10 protein-coding genes are annotated in these 15,692 nt (G+C 64.4%); 1 reads left to right on the top strand and 9 read right to left on the bottom strand.

What is annotated here, in order from left to right; genetic code table 11:
• Positions 1-284 precede the first annotated feature (284 nt).
• The 9 genes from ACH2CY_RS19390 to ACH2CY_RS19350 all read right to left on the bottom strand — a co-directional run bounded on the left by ACH2CY_RS19390 (position 285) and on the right by ACH2CY_RS19350 (position 11,108).
• Positions 285-2,330 (bottom strand): DUF927 domain-containing protein, encoded by a 2,046-nt coding sequence (locus ACH2CY_RS19390; protein ID WP_395021005.1) that lies wholly within the window; start codon positions 2,328-2,330, stop codon positions 285-287.
• The gene (locus ACH2CY_RS19385; protein ID WP_395021003.1) at positions 2,327-2,752 is read right to left on the bottom strand and encodes a hypothetical protein; all 426 of its coding nucleotides are present in this window, start codon (positions 2,750-2,752) and stop codon (positions 2,327-2,329) included. The genes ACH2CY_RS19390 and ACH2CY_RS19385 overlap by 4 nt, the downstream gene beginning before the upstream one ends.
• Before the next feature lie 13 nt (positions 2,753-2,765).
• On the bottom strand, positions 2,766-3,008 hold the full coding sequence (locus ACH2CY_RS19380) for a hypothetical protein (protein ID WP_395021002.1): 243 nt from the start codon (positions 3,006-3,008) through the stop codon (positions 2,766-2,768).
• Between the two features lie 41 nt (positions 3,009-3,049).
• The gene (locus ACH2CY_RS19375) at positions 3,050-3,715 is read right to left on the bottom strand and encodes a hypothetical protein (protein WP_395021001.1); all 666 of its coding nucleotides are present in this window, start codon (positions 3,713-3,715) and stop codon (positions 3,050-3,052) included.
• A gap of 62 nt (positions 3,716-3,777) precedes the next feature.
• Entirely contained in the window at positions 3,778-4,977 is a 1,200-nt protein-coding gene (locus ACH2CY_RS19370) for a hypothetical protein (protein ID WP_395021000.1), read from the bottom strand.
• 33 nt (positions 4,978-5,010) lie between these two features.
• The gene (locus tag ACH2CY_RS19365) at positions 5,011-7,431 is read right to left on the bottom strand and encodes a hypothetical protein (protein WP_395020999.1); all 2,421 of its coding nucleotides are present in this window, start codon (positions 7,429-7,431) and stop codon (positions 5,011-5,013) included.
• A 3-nt stretch (positions 7,432-7,434) separates the two neighbouring features.
• Positions 7,435-7,632 carry an excisionase family DNA-binding protein gene (locus tag ACH2CY_RS19360; RefSeq protein ID WP_395020998.1) on the bottom strand — a complete coding sequence of 66 codons (198 nt, stop codon included), beginning with the start codon at positions 7,630-7,632 and terminating at the stop codon, positions 7,435-7,437.
• A gap of 1,260 nt (positions 7,633-8,892) precedes the next feature.
• Positions 8,893-9,738, bottom strand: coding sequence for a hypothetical protein (locus tag ACH2CY_RS19355; protein ID WP_395020997.1), 846 nt, complete (start codon positions 9,736-9,738; stop codon positions 8,893-8,895).
• 122 nt (positions 9,739-9,860) lie between these two features.
• Complete coding sequence (locus ACH2CY_RS19350) at positions 9,861-11,108, bottom strand: tyrosine-type recombinase/integrase (RefSeq protein ID WP_395020995.1); 1,248 nt, start codon at positions 11,106-11,108, stop codon at positions 9,861-9,863.
• Positions 11,109-11,940: 832 nt separating this feature from the next.
• Here ACH2CY_RS19350 and ACH2CY_RS19345 point away from each other — a divergent pair.
• Positions 11,941-15,692: M10 family metallopeptidase C-terminal domain-containing protein (locus tag ACH2CY_RS19345; protein ID WP_395020994.1), on the top strand; the 3,752-nt coding region annotated here is incomplete at its 3' end.

The following is a 15,692-nucleotide window of genomic DNA, read 5'->3' as shown; positions in this document are numbered from 1 at the left end:
TCGGTGTTCCAGGTGTTCTTGTGTTCCGCAGAGATGCAAGCCATTGAGCGGACTCCATAATTCTGAAGCACACCTTTCACGGTGCCTTGTCGGCCTCGTGTTCCAGGTGTTCCGAGAACACCCAGAACACCTTCGCCTTCAGCAAGGTGTTCCAATATCCAGACTGTGAAGTGATTGAAAAACCTGAATACCTGACTGAAGGGAACACCAGAACACCTAGAACACCGATTTTTCAGAGGTTGGCCGCGAACAATAATGCCGCTCCGCTCCCCTCACGCGCGCAATCAGTCCGCGTCGCCGCGACCATGATCGCCGAGGATTGCCGGCAGGATGTGATAGAGGCGCTGCTTGCCGTGCCCGGGCACCGTCAGCGACTGCGAAAATTTGCCCTGGCTCGCCGGCCGCAGATAGCCGCGCTCCGCCAGCACCTTGGCAACATGCCGCGCTGAGAAACCGCGGCAGACTTTCGAGCTCCAGACCTCGGGCATGACGTAGTAGTGCCATGCCTCGTCGTCGGTGCTGTAGCGCTTGAACCCGGCCCGATAGATCGTCTTCTCGTCTGTCGGGATCTCATTGGGATCCAGCGCCGCCTTCTCGGGCCAGTGTGAGAACTGCGCCGATCCGTTCTCCTCGATGAACTGCCGCACCTGGCGGATTGCGAGCTCATCCTCCTTCGCACCGACCGTACCGCGATTGTTGAGCCAGGCGCGGAAGCAAAGTGCTGCCGCCCACCGCGCCACGCCCGGCTCCCATCCCGTCACGCCCCAGCGCGTGGCGAGCTCGCCTGCGGCGGAGATGAGCGCGAAGCGGCCGGCCACCGATCGCACCTGGCCCGTCGCCTCGCTCTGCACCGTCTTGCTGATGAATTCGGCCCGATGGGCTTCAATCCAGTCCATGACGCCCGAGCGGTTGCTCTCGAGCTCGGATGTGAGAGCCGTCAGGAACGCCCGCGCCGGCGTTCCGTAGAAGCGTCCAGCGGCGTCGCGGAGTCGACGCGAGAACGCGTCGCTGTCGGACGACCCGTGCAATTCCTCGAAAAGGCCCATGCCGCCGCCGGCATCCGCCGGCACGTCAACGATACGCACCTCCTGGCCCACCTTCGCCTTGCGGCCGCCTTCCTGGGCGAGCTCGCCGATTGAATTCTCGCCGCTCGACAGGATGAAGACGCGCCAGGTTACCGCGTGCCTGGCCGCGCCTTCCCGCGTCGCTCGGCTCTTGCCGCTCTCGTTGGCGAGCAAATAGGCCGCCTCGCCAATCTCGCGCGGATCCATCTGCCCCATCTCATCGAGTGGCAGTAGCGCGTCGCTGTGAGCGGCCGCGACGCTCTCCAACCCGTTTGCTGTCGCGCGCCATTGCCGGACGTAGCCGCCGCGCGCGCCCCGTCCCCAGACGCCGGCACCGATGAAGACGGCCGTCGACTTGCCCGTGCGGCTCTGTCCCAGGAAGTTGATGCCGCCGCTTTCTTCCCCGGTCAGCCGGAGCAGCGGCGCCGCAAACCCGGCGGCGATCGCCAGCAGCAATCGAGTGTTCCCCGCCGCCGGCGCGGCGATCTCGCGCTGCCAGTCTTCGAGGACGCCAGCCTGGTCGAAGTTGTGGCCAACCCGGCTGATGGCCTGCAGGATGATCCGCTCGCCACCCTGCGGCCCGTAGACCGCGTCAGGCAGCACGAAAGCCAAGCCGGCCGAACCTTCATGCCAGCCCACCTGCTCGACCGAGAGCGCCGCTTCCTTCGGTTCCAAGGAGGAAAGCCACATCATCAGCGCCTCACGCGCTGCTTTGCCCGGTGCGATGTAGAGGCCGCGCTGCAGAAGATATTCTCGGATGGCAACGCCGTCGCCGGCGAGCATGCCGCGCGGCACTGCCCACTCATGCTGGCGCCCATCGCCATCCGACCAGGCAATCAGCGATCCCCAATTTTCGCCGGCGGCATCTCTTGTTCGCGCCAGCACCTTGACCGGATCACAGACATGAATCTGCGACGACTTCCCGTCGCCCGAGTAGGGCTTATGCCAGAGGCCCCGGTCATCCATGAAAAACAAGCTTTGAATGAAGCTGCTGCCCGCCTTCCATTCGCCGCTGCCGCCACCGTCTGTGCCACCGCCGCCACCCTTCCCGCCGCCTTTTTTCCCGCCGGCCTTCGCGCGCCGTGGTTGACTGCTCGCTTTGTTGCGATCCTGGGGCGCCGCCGGCGAGGCGCTGTCGATCATAGCCTGCACGCCAGCGGTGCCCTCGCTCTGCAGCACGTCGTTGGCGTCCTTCGGTGCTGCCGGCTTTGGCGGTAGCGGCGTCACCCTGTCGGCCGCTGCGCGGATCTCGTCTTCGGAGCTCATGCGTGCCCGCCTTCGAGCGCGCGCAGCACGCGACAGGCGATCGGCCGCTGCTCAACGCCGGCGCCACCCGCCGTGAACCCAAACTCCGCACCGTCAATGAGCCCGGCCTCCGAGCTCGATACGATCAATTGGTTTTGGGCGGCCTCCAGCCATCTGATCGCCGGATACCTCGCGTTTCGGAACATGAGGCGGAGTTCGGCCTCGCTGGCCTTGAACACCAGCTGGAAGGTTCGCTTCCATCGCAGCGCGCCCAACCTTAGGCGCACGATCGCGCCACCTGGATCAAGCACGTAGAACAGTTCATTGTGGCTGGTGATGAGCGCGGACGGGCCGGCATGCTCTCGGCCGATCGCCCAAAATTCGGCCGGCAAAGGCCGGCAGCGGTGCCAGCCCTGGCGCCGCTCTAGATAGAGCTCTGACATGGTGTTACCTCAGTTAGCCGGGCGCGTTCAGCCCTGTGGTCATTTGTTGCGCGCGCGCCAGCCCTTGCCCTGCGCGCGCTGCCTCGGCGAGACGCGACGCGCCAGTGAGAAACGTCGTACTGCTGGCACGGGGACGGTCAACGCTCTTGGCGGCCTTACCGGCGAACCGGTTGAGCGACGCACTCGCCGCTACAGCGTTGCCGCCATGCCGGATCAGCATCGCATTCAAGGCAGTCTCGGCCGCGACCTTGTCCATGATCTCCAGGGGCGACCCCCGCCTGAATTGGGCCGACATCCTCATTCCTTCACCGCGTATGGCACCTGCGCCGCGCGTTCGGCCTCCACCAGCGACGGCACCTTCTGATCATGGAGGTTCGAAAAGGCGTCGCGATCGATCCACAGCGCCCCTTCCACATGCTGCCAGAAGCGGGTGACCCGCTCCACGACGCGCGGCGTTTCGAGCGTGGCGGGCGGCATGTATCGATGACCTAAAGCATCGGAAGTGGGCCTCCCGACGAGATCTTCCCGCTGGCGCTCGATCTGACGGGTCAAGTCGTATTGTTTGTTAAGGGCGGCGCCGGCCTTGACGAGCGCTGCCTCAAGAGCCTCGATCACTGCCAACCGGTCGGCCAGCAATCCGTTGAGCCTTTCGATCTTTGCCTTGCGATCCTGGGCGGCGTCATAGGCCCGCTTCGCCTCGATCGCCGGCATATGCTTGGTTCGGATTGCCTCTTCATACATCGCCAAGCTGCTCGTTAGCTGGGCGATTGTGACATCATTTCGGCGAACGACTTCGAGAGCCTTGGCATCACCGAGACTTGCAAGCTCAAGGCTCTCCTCTCTAGCGGCCTTCGCCTGCTGCAGCATCTCATGGGTGTAATCGCGCTGCTTCTCCGCCGCGGCGAGATCTTCTTCCAGCTGCTCTGGTTTGGTCCTGCCGCGCCGCTTCATCGCTTCGACCATTCTTTCGTACCCCGCTGCTATGAAGTTCATGTCTGTGTTCCCCTTGACGGGCGCGGCGCGCCCTATGCCTGCGCCGATGACGTCTGCCCGCCGTCATTGGTATCTTCGCCAGGCTCCGCGGCGCCGGTGTAGAGCTCATTCATGCGCGCCTGGGTCGCCTTGTAATCGGGGTGCCGGCGGTCGTTGTAGGGATGCTTCGGATCGGAGGCCGCTTCTTTCCGGATCCGGGCGATCTCCGTTCGCGCTTGGTCGCGCCCCGTCACTGACTGCGGGCCATGCTCGCGAATCGGGTTCGCGGCGGTCGGGGCCCGCAGGCTAGGTCCGGCGTGCGCCCGTCCCATATTGTCGGGATCGTAGGTGCCTACCGGCGCCGTAGCAGCGTAGAGCGCATTCATGCGATCCTGAGCGGCTTTGTAGTCGGGGTGCCGGCGGTCGTTGTAGGGATGCTTCGGATCCGCAGCGATCCGCTTGTGAAGTGTCGTCACGTCTGCTCGGGTTGAGGCCACCATGTCTGAAAGTCGGCCGGTGCTTTCGCTCGATGTCGGAGTCCCGGAGCTCGCCGGCGCCGGCAGACTTCTGACTTCTGTTCTGGCCAGTGCCGTTTGGCCGTCCCTGTCGCCGGCGTCACCATCCGGATTGACGATCGCGTAGAGCTGATCCATCTCCTGCACCACCGCCTGGTGGTCCGGGTCAGTCTTCTCCCAATAGGGATGTTTCGGGTCGAGAGCGGTTTCGTCCCGGATCTCCTGGATGCGGTCCTGAGCCTTTATCTGCAGGGCAACATCGATCTTGCTGGGCAGTCCGGCAGCGAGGCGGCGCAACCGCGCCATCCCTTCCTGAGCGGTTGCATGCGCCGGATGCTTGGGGTCGCTCAGGTAGCCGACAAATTCGTCCTGCGTGCGAAGCCATTCCAAACGCGCGCGAGCGGCGTCAGGCGTCAGGTGCTCTAGGTTGGGAATTTCCGGGAAAACGTCCGTTGACGGATCTTCATAGTTCGGCATCTCCCGCAGGGGCAGCGGCGAGCCATCGGGTCGCGTCGGATGCTCCTTGCTCCAATAATCCAAGTTGGCGGCGATCTCCGTTGCCCGTTTATTGAACGGATGGCTGCGGTTGAAATAGGCCTGCATCAGCGCTTCGGACCGTCTCGCCCGTTGGATGAGGTCGTTCGCGTGCGCGCGCGACAAAACCGGCCACTGTTCGCCGGCGTAGGACCTAGCGAGCGCCATGAGCTCGCGATATTGCTTCAATGCCTCGTTGGCCATGTTGTCCCCCTTCTTGCGGACCTAGCTCGCAAATCAGTCTTCAATAGCGGCGCCGATGTTCGGTGCCCGATCGGGTGCGTTGCGGCCGGGTCGCCACCAGAAACTCTGGCCATACTCCTTGCGTGCGCGCTGCTCCATTCGCCGGAAGGATCCTGCGGCGTCGCGGTCGAGCATGCGCTGCAGCGTGTTCCAGAGCAGCCGGTCGACGGCTAGGCGCGAATACCAGAGGGTGGAGCCCGGGGTGTAGTTGCGTACGAAGCGGGCGAGGTCGCGGCCGAAATTCGTGTTCTCGTCGCGGACGACGGAGCCGAGATTGAAGCCGGCGAGAGAAGCCACGTCGTCAACCAGGCCACCAAACGGACCGCCGGTCATCTGCATATAGAAGCTGCGATGGGTGCGGTCGGTGGCCGAATAGAGGAAATCGCCGACGATGCCGGCGCCGCCGCCCTGGAAGAAGGCGGCTCCCCAGAATTTGCTATCGGTCATGTCGCGCGGGTCCTTGCCCTGGACCAGCTGCTTCATCTGCACCGCTAACCCGCCGAGCACAGTCGTGCTGATCGCCAGGCTGAAGACGGCGCCAAACTTCGCGAGTACGCCAGGGGTCTGCAGCGCCCGCAGCGTGTGCGTCGTCATCATCGTGACGGGGAAGGATTTGTACTGCGAACCGGTTCGAAGGATCTCGCCGACAATGCTGCCGCGTCGAAGTAGCTCATGGCCTCCGCCGACCATCCAGGATCGCTCGCGGGCGCCAGGCACCACGATCGCGTAGTCCATCTCCGTCAGGATCATGTCCATGAGCTGGGCGCCGGTCTTGCGGTCTATGCCGTCAAGCAACGCCGGCGAGACGAAGCTAGCGCCTTTCACGGTCTCGACCGCCTGGCCGATCGCATGCCACTGCGCCTCGCCGATACCGTAGCGTTGAAACCCGCGCTGCAGCCCGTCGGGCAGACCGCCGAACCGGGTTCGCGCGTGATCCGCCAGGAAGGCCAGGAATTCGAGGCCGAAGGCCTGACGCGCGGCATCGGTGTGCTTGGAGAGGCCGGAGGCACGGAACACAGCCTCGGCCGCTAGCCCGGCAATGCCGGTAAACTGCTCATCCAGCGCGTCCCGCAGCGCCGCCTTGCTACTGTGGATCCAGCCCTCGGCTATGATGCCGGTCCGCAGAGCCAGCGTCTTGCTGTCCGCGTCTCCGGCGAGCAGCTTGATGTATCGCGCCATCACCTGGCTTGCCGGCAACGCGTTAAACTTCGCCGTGGCCCGCAGCGTATGGAAGTCCGTTGTCGCTGAGAGCACCGCCGAGCCGAGCTGGGCTGCCGCCAGCCAGGCGCGGATGCCACCCGCCGTATGGGCGAGCCGCGCAGAAACCGCGACATTCGACTTGCCCGAGACTTGATCCCAAATCGCGCCAAGATTGCCCGTCTTGATGCCGCCCACCTCATCCTTGCGGGCCTGGTCGATCAGCATCCGCGCGGTGAGGTCCGGGTTGGGCCCGAGCTTTTCCATCATCCCGATGTCGCGCGCCATGCGTTCGAGATGGCCGATCAGCATCGGATAGATCCCGTCGTCGCCGCGGCCCCATTGCTGGTTGGCATCGAGCCACGCATCCGCGGTGGTCCACTCGAAAACACGGTGATCGGTTCGTTGGTTCGCGACCTTGCGGCCGCCGGTCTGGCCAGGCGTGATATCTACCGCGCCGTCTGTCGCGATCCGGTCGAACGCGTCGGAAAGGATGCCCTCGAAGGTCGCAGCATCCGCCATGCGGTCGAGCTCGTAATCCCAGACCTTGAGGCGCCCAGCGACATAGGCCTCACGCATGTACTCGATCCATTGGTCGCGCCGCCCCTTGAGCCGGGCCGGCTCCATCGCCTGCGGCAGTCGCCAATCTCGCTTGGCGGTTAGATGTCCGCCGGCGGCGTTGAACCGCTCGACGCCGTAGGCGGCAGTCTCGGACCAGGCTCGTGCCGTAGTGGCGGCCGTCGCATCGCCGGTGCTCTCGCCGTAAATCTCGCGCACCAACTTGACTAGGCTTGGGCGCTTGAGGCCGAGTGCAGTCGAACGATAGGCCTCGACGCCCGCGCCAAACTTCTGGAACAGCGCGCGCCGCACGGTCTTGATCCGAGCTTCGACCGAGGTGCCGCCGGCCCGGTTCCACCAGTCGCGAGCGAAAACCGCGGCGACGCCGGCATAGGTGCCCTTGGGATGCGCCAGCGCTTGTTCCATCGCCGCGCTGCTGGCCTGGGCCTGCAGGACGATGTCGCGCTTCTTCGCCCGCGCCTCGGCCGTGAGGATCTCCGAAGCCCGTGCCGCTGCCGCGGCTTCAGCCGCGGTCCGGCTCATGGTCGTGGAGTACTCAGCCTCGAGCTTGCCGATCAGCTTCAAGGCGCGGTCGGCCTGCTCCCTCGAGAGCTTGCCCTCCTGCACCTTCTTCGCCAGGCAAAGACCGATTGTGCTCATGGGCTATGCCGCCTGATCGCTGTTGCGCGAACCCGGTTCGCCGGCGAGGAGCTCGCGCTCCACATCGGCCGGAATGAGACGGCGGCCACCGATCTGGACGGACCGCAGGCTTCCGTCCTTCAGGCGGCGGTAGATCGTCGCGACTGAGAGGCCGCTACGCTCTGAGAATTCCTTAATCGAAAAAGCGGATCGCTCATTCATGTGGGCCTCGCTCAAACGCTCTAGCGGATCGCACCGCAGGTGAGAGCATTTGAACGATGATGAGATGCCCGTAATAGCCCGCCCGGAATGGCCCCGAAATTCTATTTCGGGGCCGGCTTTTTGTGTTCCTTCATTATTTCGCCTACGCGGTTCGCGGCGCTCTTGCCTTGGAGCGGGGCTAACGTGGGATGCGACCTTCGTAGTTCCGCGAAGATCTCGGTAGCTATTTCAGTGTTCTTCATGCCCGTGAGTCGTTGATACTCGGCAGGATCTTGGAGGCGTCGCTCCAGTTCGTTGCGCAGCATCGCGCTCCCGAGCTCAGGGGGACGGCCTGGCATTCCTGAGGGCTGCAGGGCAAGAGCCGGGGCGTCTGGCGCGCCATTCATCCTCTCTAGGAAGTCTGCGGGAAACCGCAAGAAGCCCGTCCACCCATCTAGCTCTACCGCGTCGGCGTGCGCGCCGCTCCCGGGCCAATCGCCGGGTAGCCTTTCAGGCTCGAAGATCAATTGATAACGCCAGCCGTAGTTCAGCTGACGTGCAAGATCATCGGACCACCAGCGCTTTGGGCCAATCGACTCGATACGGCCGGACCCGCGGTCATACATCGTAGCTTCGAACCCACTGTCTATAAGACGCCGCCTTAGCTCACCGCACACTGTGCCCAGCCGGATCGAAGCGGCAAGCTCCTCGTCCCGAGCAGCCACCAGCCTCTGCTTCTCCACGCGCCAAAGATCTCTAGCGTTCGCGCCCTCAGGCACGATCTGCCATCCGGACAGGGTATAGATCCTATATCGTCCTCCTGCATCGCGTTCGATCGCCTGCGTGCCATGCTCTTCGTCGGGATCGTTAAACGCCCAAGACAGGGGGAGGTCGCAAGGAATTGATGCGCGAGCATGCAGGTCTCGTGAATTCCAACTATTTGACGGACCCGGGAACCGCTGGCGACCCAATTTGTCTAACGCTTGGCGAAGGTTGATTGTATCCGGCGGCCATGGGTCAGATGTGTCCCGCAGGTCTGCTAGCGACCGACCGCGTGACATCTTTCCGGTGCGGACGTCGACCGAAAGATGGAAGGCGGAATAGAAGCCCGGCGCCCGATACCAAAGCTTATCGAATTCGTCTGTATCTTTTGTCACTAGCCCGCTCCGCAGCTGCGGTCCGCGTTGATATCCGGCAAGGGGCAAGCGGTGCGGTGCCGCCTTTCGTCCCGTCGGACTAGCCCCTGCCGAGTCGCTATTCTAGTTCAAGGCAACAGCCGCATCACGCGTCCCGATCGCGAACCGGGTTCGCACTTTTCGCTTTCTCCATCCAGCGATTGACTTGATCCAGATGGGCCGCAATGGCAGTCGCCATGTCCTCCGGCAGGCATGGCAGCAGATCGCGCAAGATGCCGGTCGTCGAGAGGTATTCCGGCGTGTCTGGATCCTCGAAACACTGATGGTCAAGTACGATGTGCAGCTTGGCGGCAATCGATGCCGGCGATGGCGATTTGTGTTCTAGGATCTCGCGCTCTGCCGCCATGAATGCATCCCAAAGCGCGGCCACTTCGCTTTCCATCTGCGGGATCCCGGCCGCTTCCTCGCGTCGCTTTACTTCCTCGTCTCTCAACACAAGCCGAGCGCAGAGGCTGTTGTATTCGGCGTAACCTCGGCTGGCACCGTTGACCAAATCGCGGGACTGCAGGCGGCGAACGTCGGAAAGGTCTCTGATCGGATGCCCATCGACTTCGATCTCCGACACCGCGTTCTTGAGTGCGATCGTGGTAAGGTCGAGCTGATGCTGCGGCTCCGACCAGGTTGCTGCTGCCGCCCGCCACTTGCGCCACAATCCCGGTCCTGGGTCGCTCGGGACCAATTGCTCGATGGTACCGAGCGCTATTGCCGTTGGGACCATGGCCACACTCAACGCCTGCCTTCTGGACATTTCGCAACTCCCTGTTTCTGAAAATGGGGCAGCCAAATCACTGCCCGCCGGCGCCACGACGGCGCCAGGTCGAGCTTCCGCCGACTCGGTCCGTGAGTCGACGTAGGGACGGATTGTGCTTTCCGAGAACCCATGCGGGGGGTTGCGGCCGGCGCCTGCCGAGCCGAGAGTCTTGTCAGCCATGCCCTTGCGCCTCCAATGCGCGAGGTTGTGGTCAGGGGCCTGTCGGCGCTGGAACGCTGGCAGGCCCCGCCTGGTGTCCCGGCTTTGCCCGGCCGGGTGACGGGAGGTCTAGGGTGCCTCTGCTACGCCATCTTCCTATGCATCGATACGACCTTGCCGGCCGCCGGCGGCGAGCCGACATAGCCCGACCAGGCTTCCATGAGCTTGCGTCGCTTCTCCATGAGGTCACCCCGGCGATACGCGGCCTCGACCTTGTCGCTCACGACATGGGCGAGCGCCATCTCTGCGACCTCGCGCGGGAAGTTCGTCTGTTCGGCGGCCCAATCGCGGAAGCTGGAACGGAAGCCATGCACGGTGATGTCGGTCCGCTTCATCCGCCTCAGCAAGGCCAGCATGGCGTTGTTGCTGATGTGCTTCTTTCCGTACGGAAAGATCAACCCCTGACGGGGTGCGGATCCCTGTAGGCTCTGGAGCAATGCGACGGCAGCAACCGACAGCGGTACACGATGCTCGCGGGCCGACTTGATGCGCTCCGGCGGGATGATCCAGAGCTTGGCATCAAGGTCGATCTCCTCCCAGCGCGCCCCGATCGCCTCACTCGTCCGAACCGCCGTCAGGATTACCAAGCGCAGGGCATCGGCAGCGCTGCCGCTTTGTTGCTTCAGGGCGGCCATGAAGCTGGGAACCTCGCCATAAGGCAGGGCCGCATGGTGCTGGACGGCCTGCACCTTGGTCTTGGGCGGCAAGAGACTCTGTAAGTGACCCCTCCAGCGCGCCGGGTTCTCGCCTCGCCGGTAACCGCTCACCGTTGCCCAATCGAGAATGCGCTCGATGCGGCCCCGCAGCCGGCTCGCCGTCTCGGTCTTTTGCTGCCAAATCGGATCCAGCACCTTCATGACAAGCGCCGTGTCGATCGCTGCAACCGACAACCCACCAATCAGGGGATAGGCGTAGCTCGCAAGGGTCGCCTCCCACTGGTCGCCGTGCTTTGCGTTTCGCCAGCCTGCGCGGTGTGACCGGATATAGGCCTGGGCTGCATCCTTGAAGCTCATCGCCGTCGCCGCCTCGGCGCGCCTGGCGGCGCGCTCCGCGTCCCTGGCGGCGATGGGATCGATACCCTCAGCCTTCTGTTTGCGCGCACCCTGTGCCCGCTCCCGGGCTTCAGCCAGGGTGATATCGTTCAACGAACCGAGCCCCATTTCGCGCGCCCGCCCGGCGAGGGTGTACCGAAAGATCCAGGAGCGCGTGACCTCCCCCGGTGTCTTTGTCTCGCTGACCTGGAGATAGAGGCCGCCGCCATCCGGATACATGCCCGGCGTCTTCGAGCGGGTGACCGCCAGAGCAGTTAGCCGGCTTACCTGTCGAACCATCCTCCGCACTCCTACCCACAGACCAACCCACATTGTTGGTTGCGATTCTGTGCGATCTTCTGAGAACGCGCAAGAGTCCTTGAGAGGGACGGAAAGACTTCAGAAGCCGCGCCAAATGCGGATAACCGTGGCGTAGTGATAGCCTCTGATAAGTAGTGAGTAGCTATGAAAGGTTGTCTCAACTCAGACCCTCCCTCCGCCACTTCAATTTCCCGGAATCAGCCTCGACGCTTGCCCGAACCGGTTCTGCTTGCGACCGGCGCCGAATCGCGAGCCGCCTTCCCGCGGCTCGCACAGCCGGGAAATCGTGACCTTTCGTGTCATCTTTCAACCTGCGGTAAGCGCGACGACGCTGCATGCTCGGCGGATTTTGCCTTTAGCGCAGCGCAGTGTGGGACTCCTGGCGCGATTTTGCCGATGAACTCACACGGTGATCTCGGATCGCGTAAAATTCTAGGTAAATACGTTAAAATCATCTGGCATCTACCTTGCAAATCTCAGATGGTTGAGCTTCCGCTTTGGCGGCAGGCGAGCTCGGGATCCCAACTGTTATTTGTAGTCGAAGTGTAAAATGAAGACGACAACTCCAGTCGGCGCGCCAGCGCCAGCTGAAGCTTCAGTTCCGCCGCTCGCACACGATATCGTCGGGGTGGATGCGGCCCTCGCAGCGGCGCCGGCCTTCTTCATTTCCGAATCCGATGATGCGGTCAGCCCGCCACGCCAGGCGGCATCCGGAAGCCTGCCCGCTGAAGGCGCGACGGCCGGGCAGCCGGTAGCGCCCACGGAACCTACGCAGCAGACCGGCCATAGTTTCGCCCCCCAGCCGCAGCCAATGTCCATGCCGGATACCGAGCGGCACGAACACCGTTCGGCCGCGAACATGGCGCCGGTCGAGGAGGACGATGACCTCCTGAGCTTCTCGTCCGGCGATCTCGACGCGCCGGCAGCGCGGCGCGCGCAAGCCTTCGGAACTTCGGCGGTATCAGATGGCGAAGAAATCGGCGCGAGCAAGCTGAGCGCGACGCTGGACCGAGCCGATGACCCGCAGCATGCGCTCTCCGATGCGATCGGCGGGCGTTACGCGATGCTCGATACCGGGCTGGCGGCGATCGCGGTCACCGGGGAAGCAAGGCCGTCCGGCGGCGCGGCGACGGCGGACGGCAAGTTCGTGGCGATCGATGCGGCGGCCAAGGACGGCGACGGCGCGGCGTTGCTGAAGCAGCTGGAGGCGCTCGGCATCCAGCAAGGCGCCAGCTTCGGCGCGATGGCCGGTGGGCTGATCCCGGTCGAACGGGTCGGCGAGCTCGCCGGCATCGCCGACCTCGCTTTCGCCAGCCAGGCGATCACCATGTCCCATGTCGGCAACGCCACCACGCAGGGCGACTTCGCCATGCTGGCCGACCTGGCGCGCACGACGAATTACGGCGACGGAAAATTCTATGACGGAACCGGAATCAAGGTCGGCGTCATCTCCGACAGCTTCAACTACAAGGGCGCGATGGCGAGCGATATCGCCTTTAAAGACCTGCCGGCCAGCACCACCGTCCTCAGCGACTACCTGCAGACGGGGGCCTCCGACGAGGGCCGCGCCATGGCGCAGCTGGTCCACGACGTGGCGCCGGGGGCATCGATCGCCTTTGCCACCGCCTATTCCTCGCAGGCGGCCTTCGCCAGCGCGATCGTCAATCTGGCGAATAACGGCGCGAAGGTCATCGTCGACGACGTGCTCTATTTCGCCGAGCCGGCCTACCAGGATGGCATCATCGCGCAGGCGGTGAACCAGGTGAAGGCGCAGGGCGTCGCCTATTTCTCCTCGGCCGCGAATGACGGCCATCTCGGCTTCGAATCCTCGTTCATCAACACCGGCATCACCCAGACGGTGGTCGGCCGGACCGAGACCTTCGCGCAGCTCTCGACCACCGCGGGGATGCAGCAGTTCCTGACCGTGACGATTCCCTCCGGCCGCGGCGCCTATTTCGTCCTCGACTGGGCGCAGCCCTCGAGCAGCGTCAGCCCCGGCAAGGGCGCCACCAGCGATCTCGATCTCTTCATCTACAATTCAGCGGGGACGGCGCTCTCCACCATCGACCTCGCCGGCGACGAGCCGCCTTACGCGATTGCCAACAACATCGGCGGCAATCCCAAGGAGGTGATGGTCTTCTACAACGACCAGTCGACGGCGCAGACGGTCAATCTCGCGGTCGGCCTGCACAGCGGCACGCCGCCGGCGGCCTTCAAGCTGGTGGTGCTGGACAACGGCGCCGGCCTCACCATGGGCAAGTCGACGGTCAACACCAACGACGGCACAGTCTATGGCCATGCCGCGGCCGAGGGTGCGATCGCGGTCGGCGCCGCCTATTGGGGCTCGACGCCCTATTACGGCGTGACGCCGCCGGTGATCGAGGGCTACTCGTCGGGCGGTCCGACCAAGGTCTATTACGACACCGCCGGCAACCTGCTCTCGACGCCGCAGGTGCGGCTGACGCCGTCGATCACCGCGCCGGACGGCGGCGCGACGACGGTCAGCGGATTCTCCAGCTTCTACGGGACCTCGGCGGCGGCGCCGCACGCGGCGGCGGTCGCCGCCTTGATGTTGCAGGCGAAGTCCGGCCTCACCGGCGAGGACATCCGCAACCTGCTGATGAATTCCGCCACCGACATGGACAATCCGGCGACCGCCGGATTCGACAAGGGCTACGATGCCGGAACCGGCGCCGGCCTGATCCAGGCCAATCTTGCGCTCGGCTATGCGGTCACCGGCATCATCACCGCCGACGCCGCCCACCCGGTGATGCGGGGCACCCATTTCGCCGATGTCATGCGGACCGGCGCCGCCACCGACACCTTGACCGGCGGCGACGGCGCGGACGCCTTCGAGTTCGCGGCCGGCACGCTCGGCAACAGCACCGGCACGCGCGACTTCATCACCGATTTCAAGACCGGGACCGACAAGCTCGACTTCTCGGAGATCGACGCCAACACGCTGGTCGCGGGCATGGATGCCGGATTCCGCTTCCTCGGCGAGGTCAGTTTCGACGGCAAGGCGGGCGTGCTGCACACGGTCTACGACGCGGGGCGCGATCGCACGATCGTCGAAGGCGATACCAACGGCGACAAGAATGCGGACTTCGGCGTGGAGCTCGCGGGGAAGCAGACGCTCGGCCTGAGCGATTTCAGTGGGGACAGTTTGGTGGCGTCAGTGATTCTGGACGGCGACGGCGGCGACAACACGCTGAACGGGGGCCTGGGCGACGATACTCTTTCCGGCCTGGGCGGCAACGACACACTGAACGGAGACAGCGGCGACGACATTCTCGACGGCGGCCTGGACGTCGACAAGATGACCGGCGGCAAGGGCAACGACACCTACAAGGTGGACAACGTCGGCGACCAGGTGATCGAGACTTCGACGCCGGCCTATACCCCGCCGGCGGGCTTCACGATCAAGGGCGTCGGCGACGTCGATGGCGACGGCCAATCGGACGTGCTGCTGGTGAACAGCACCACCAATGCAGCCCAGGTGCAGATCATCAAGGACGGGGTCGCGCAGGCGCCGATCGCGCTGCCGGTCTGGGGCGGCTGGACGGCGGCCGGCTTCGCCGACTTGAACGGCGACAGCAAGAAGGACGTGCTCTACACCGCGGGCACCACCCAATACGGCATCTATATCAACGGGACCTCGGTCACCTGGGCGCCGGTCTCCGGCAAGACCGTGGATCCGATCGGCACCTTGTCCGGCGGCAACGAGGGCACCGACACGGTCATCTCGACCATCAGCTACACGCTCGGCGCCGGGCTCGAGAACCTGACCTTGGACGGGGTTGACCCGATCAACGGCACCGGCAATGCGGTCGCCAACAAGATCATCGGCAACAGCGCCGCCAACGTGATCACCGGTGGCGCGGATGTCGACACCCTGACCGGGGGCCTCGGCGCGGATACCTTCGTGTTCGGTGTCGGCGACACCGGCGCCACGCAGGCGACCCGCGATATCATCACCGACTTCCAGGTCGGGACCGACAAGATCGACATCTCGGCCCTGGACCAGTTCCGCTTCCTCGGTAGCGCCGCCTTCGACGGCGACAAGGACGCGCTGCACACCGTCTCCTCGGGCGGCAACACCATCCTCGAGGGCGACATCAACGGCGACAAGGTGGCCGACTTCCAGATCGAGCTCACCGGCAGCAAGACCCTGACCACGGCGGACTTCACCAACACCAGCCTGTTGCTGCCGCTCAACCTGACCGGCAGCGGCACGCTGAACGGCGGGCGACTGGACGACGTGCTGACCGGTCTCGGCACCGACGACGTGCTGAACGGCAATGACGGCAACGACACGCTGGATGGTGGCGCCGGCGCCGACAAGATGTCGGGCGGCAAGGGCAACGACACCTACAAGGTGGACAACGCCGGCGACCAGGTGATCGAGGACTCGACCCCGGCCTATACGCCGCCGTCGGGCTTCACGATCAAGGGCGTCGGCGACGTCGATGGCGACGGGCAATCGGACGTGCTGCTCTATAACAGCACGACCGGGGCGGCCCAGGTGCAGATCATCAAGGACGGCGTGGCGCAGACGCCGAT

Origin of the sequence: Dongia sp. (genome assembly GCF_041905885.1) — a bacterium.
GTDB lineage: Bacteria > Pseudomonadota > Alphaproteobacteria > Dongiales > Dongiaceae > Dongia.
Note: the sequence above shows the minus strand (reverse complement) of the source record. Positions and strands in the feature narration are given on the sequence as shown.

What these genes read in the sequence shown, in the direction of transcription:
- ACH2CY_RS19390 (WP_395021005.1), bottom strand. Translation starts at nt 2,330, where the DNA reads ATGAGCTCCGAAGACGAGATCCGCGCAGCGGCCGACAGGGTGACGCCG.
- ACH2CY_RS19385 (WP_395021003.1), bottom strand. Translation starts at nt 2,752, where the DNA reads ATGTCAGAGCTCTATCTAGAGCGGCGCCAGGGCTGGCACCGCTGCCGG.
- ACH2CY_RS19380 (WP_395021002.1), bottom strand. Translation starts at nt 3,008, where the DNA reads ATGGACAAGGTCGCGGCCGAGACTGCCTTGAATGCGATGCTGATCCGG.
- ACH2CY_RS19375 (WP_395021001.1), bottom strand. Translation starts at nt 3,715, where the DNA reads ATGGTCGAAGCGATGAAGCGGCGCGGCAGGACCAAACCAGAGCAGCTG.
- ACH2CY_RS19370 (WP_395021000.1), bottom strand. Translation starts at nt 4,977, where the DNA reads ATGGCCAACGAGGCATTGAAGCAATATCGCGAGCTCATGGCGCTCGCT.
- ACH2CY_RS19365 (WP_395020999.1), bottom strand. Translation starts at nt 7,431, where the DNA reads ATGAGCACAATCGGTCTTTGCCTGGCGAAGAAGGTGCAGGAGGGCAAG.
- ACH2CY_RS19360 (WP_395020998.1), bottom strand. Translation starts at nt 7,632, where the DNA reads ATGAATGAGCGATCCGCTTTTTCGATTAAGGAATTCTCAGAGCGTAGC.
- ACH2CY_RS19355 (WP_395020997.1), bottom strand. Translation starts at nt 9,738, where the DNA reads ATGGCTGACAAGACTCTCGGCTCGGCAGGCGCCGGCCGCAACCCCCCG.
- ACH2CY_RS19350 (WP_395020995.1), bottom strand. Translation starts at nt 11,108, where the DNA reads ATGGTTCGACAGGTAAGCCGGCTAACTGCTCTGGCGGTCACCCGCTCG.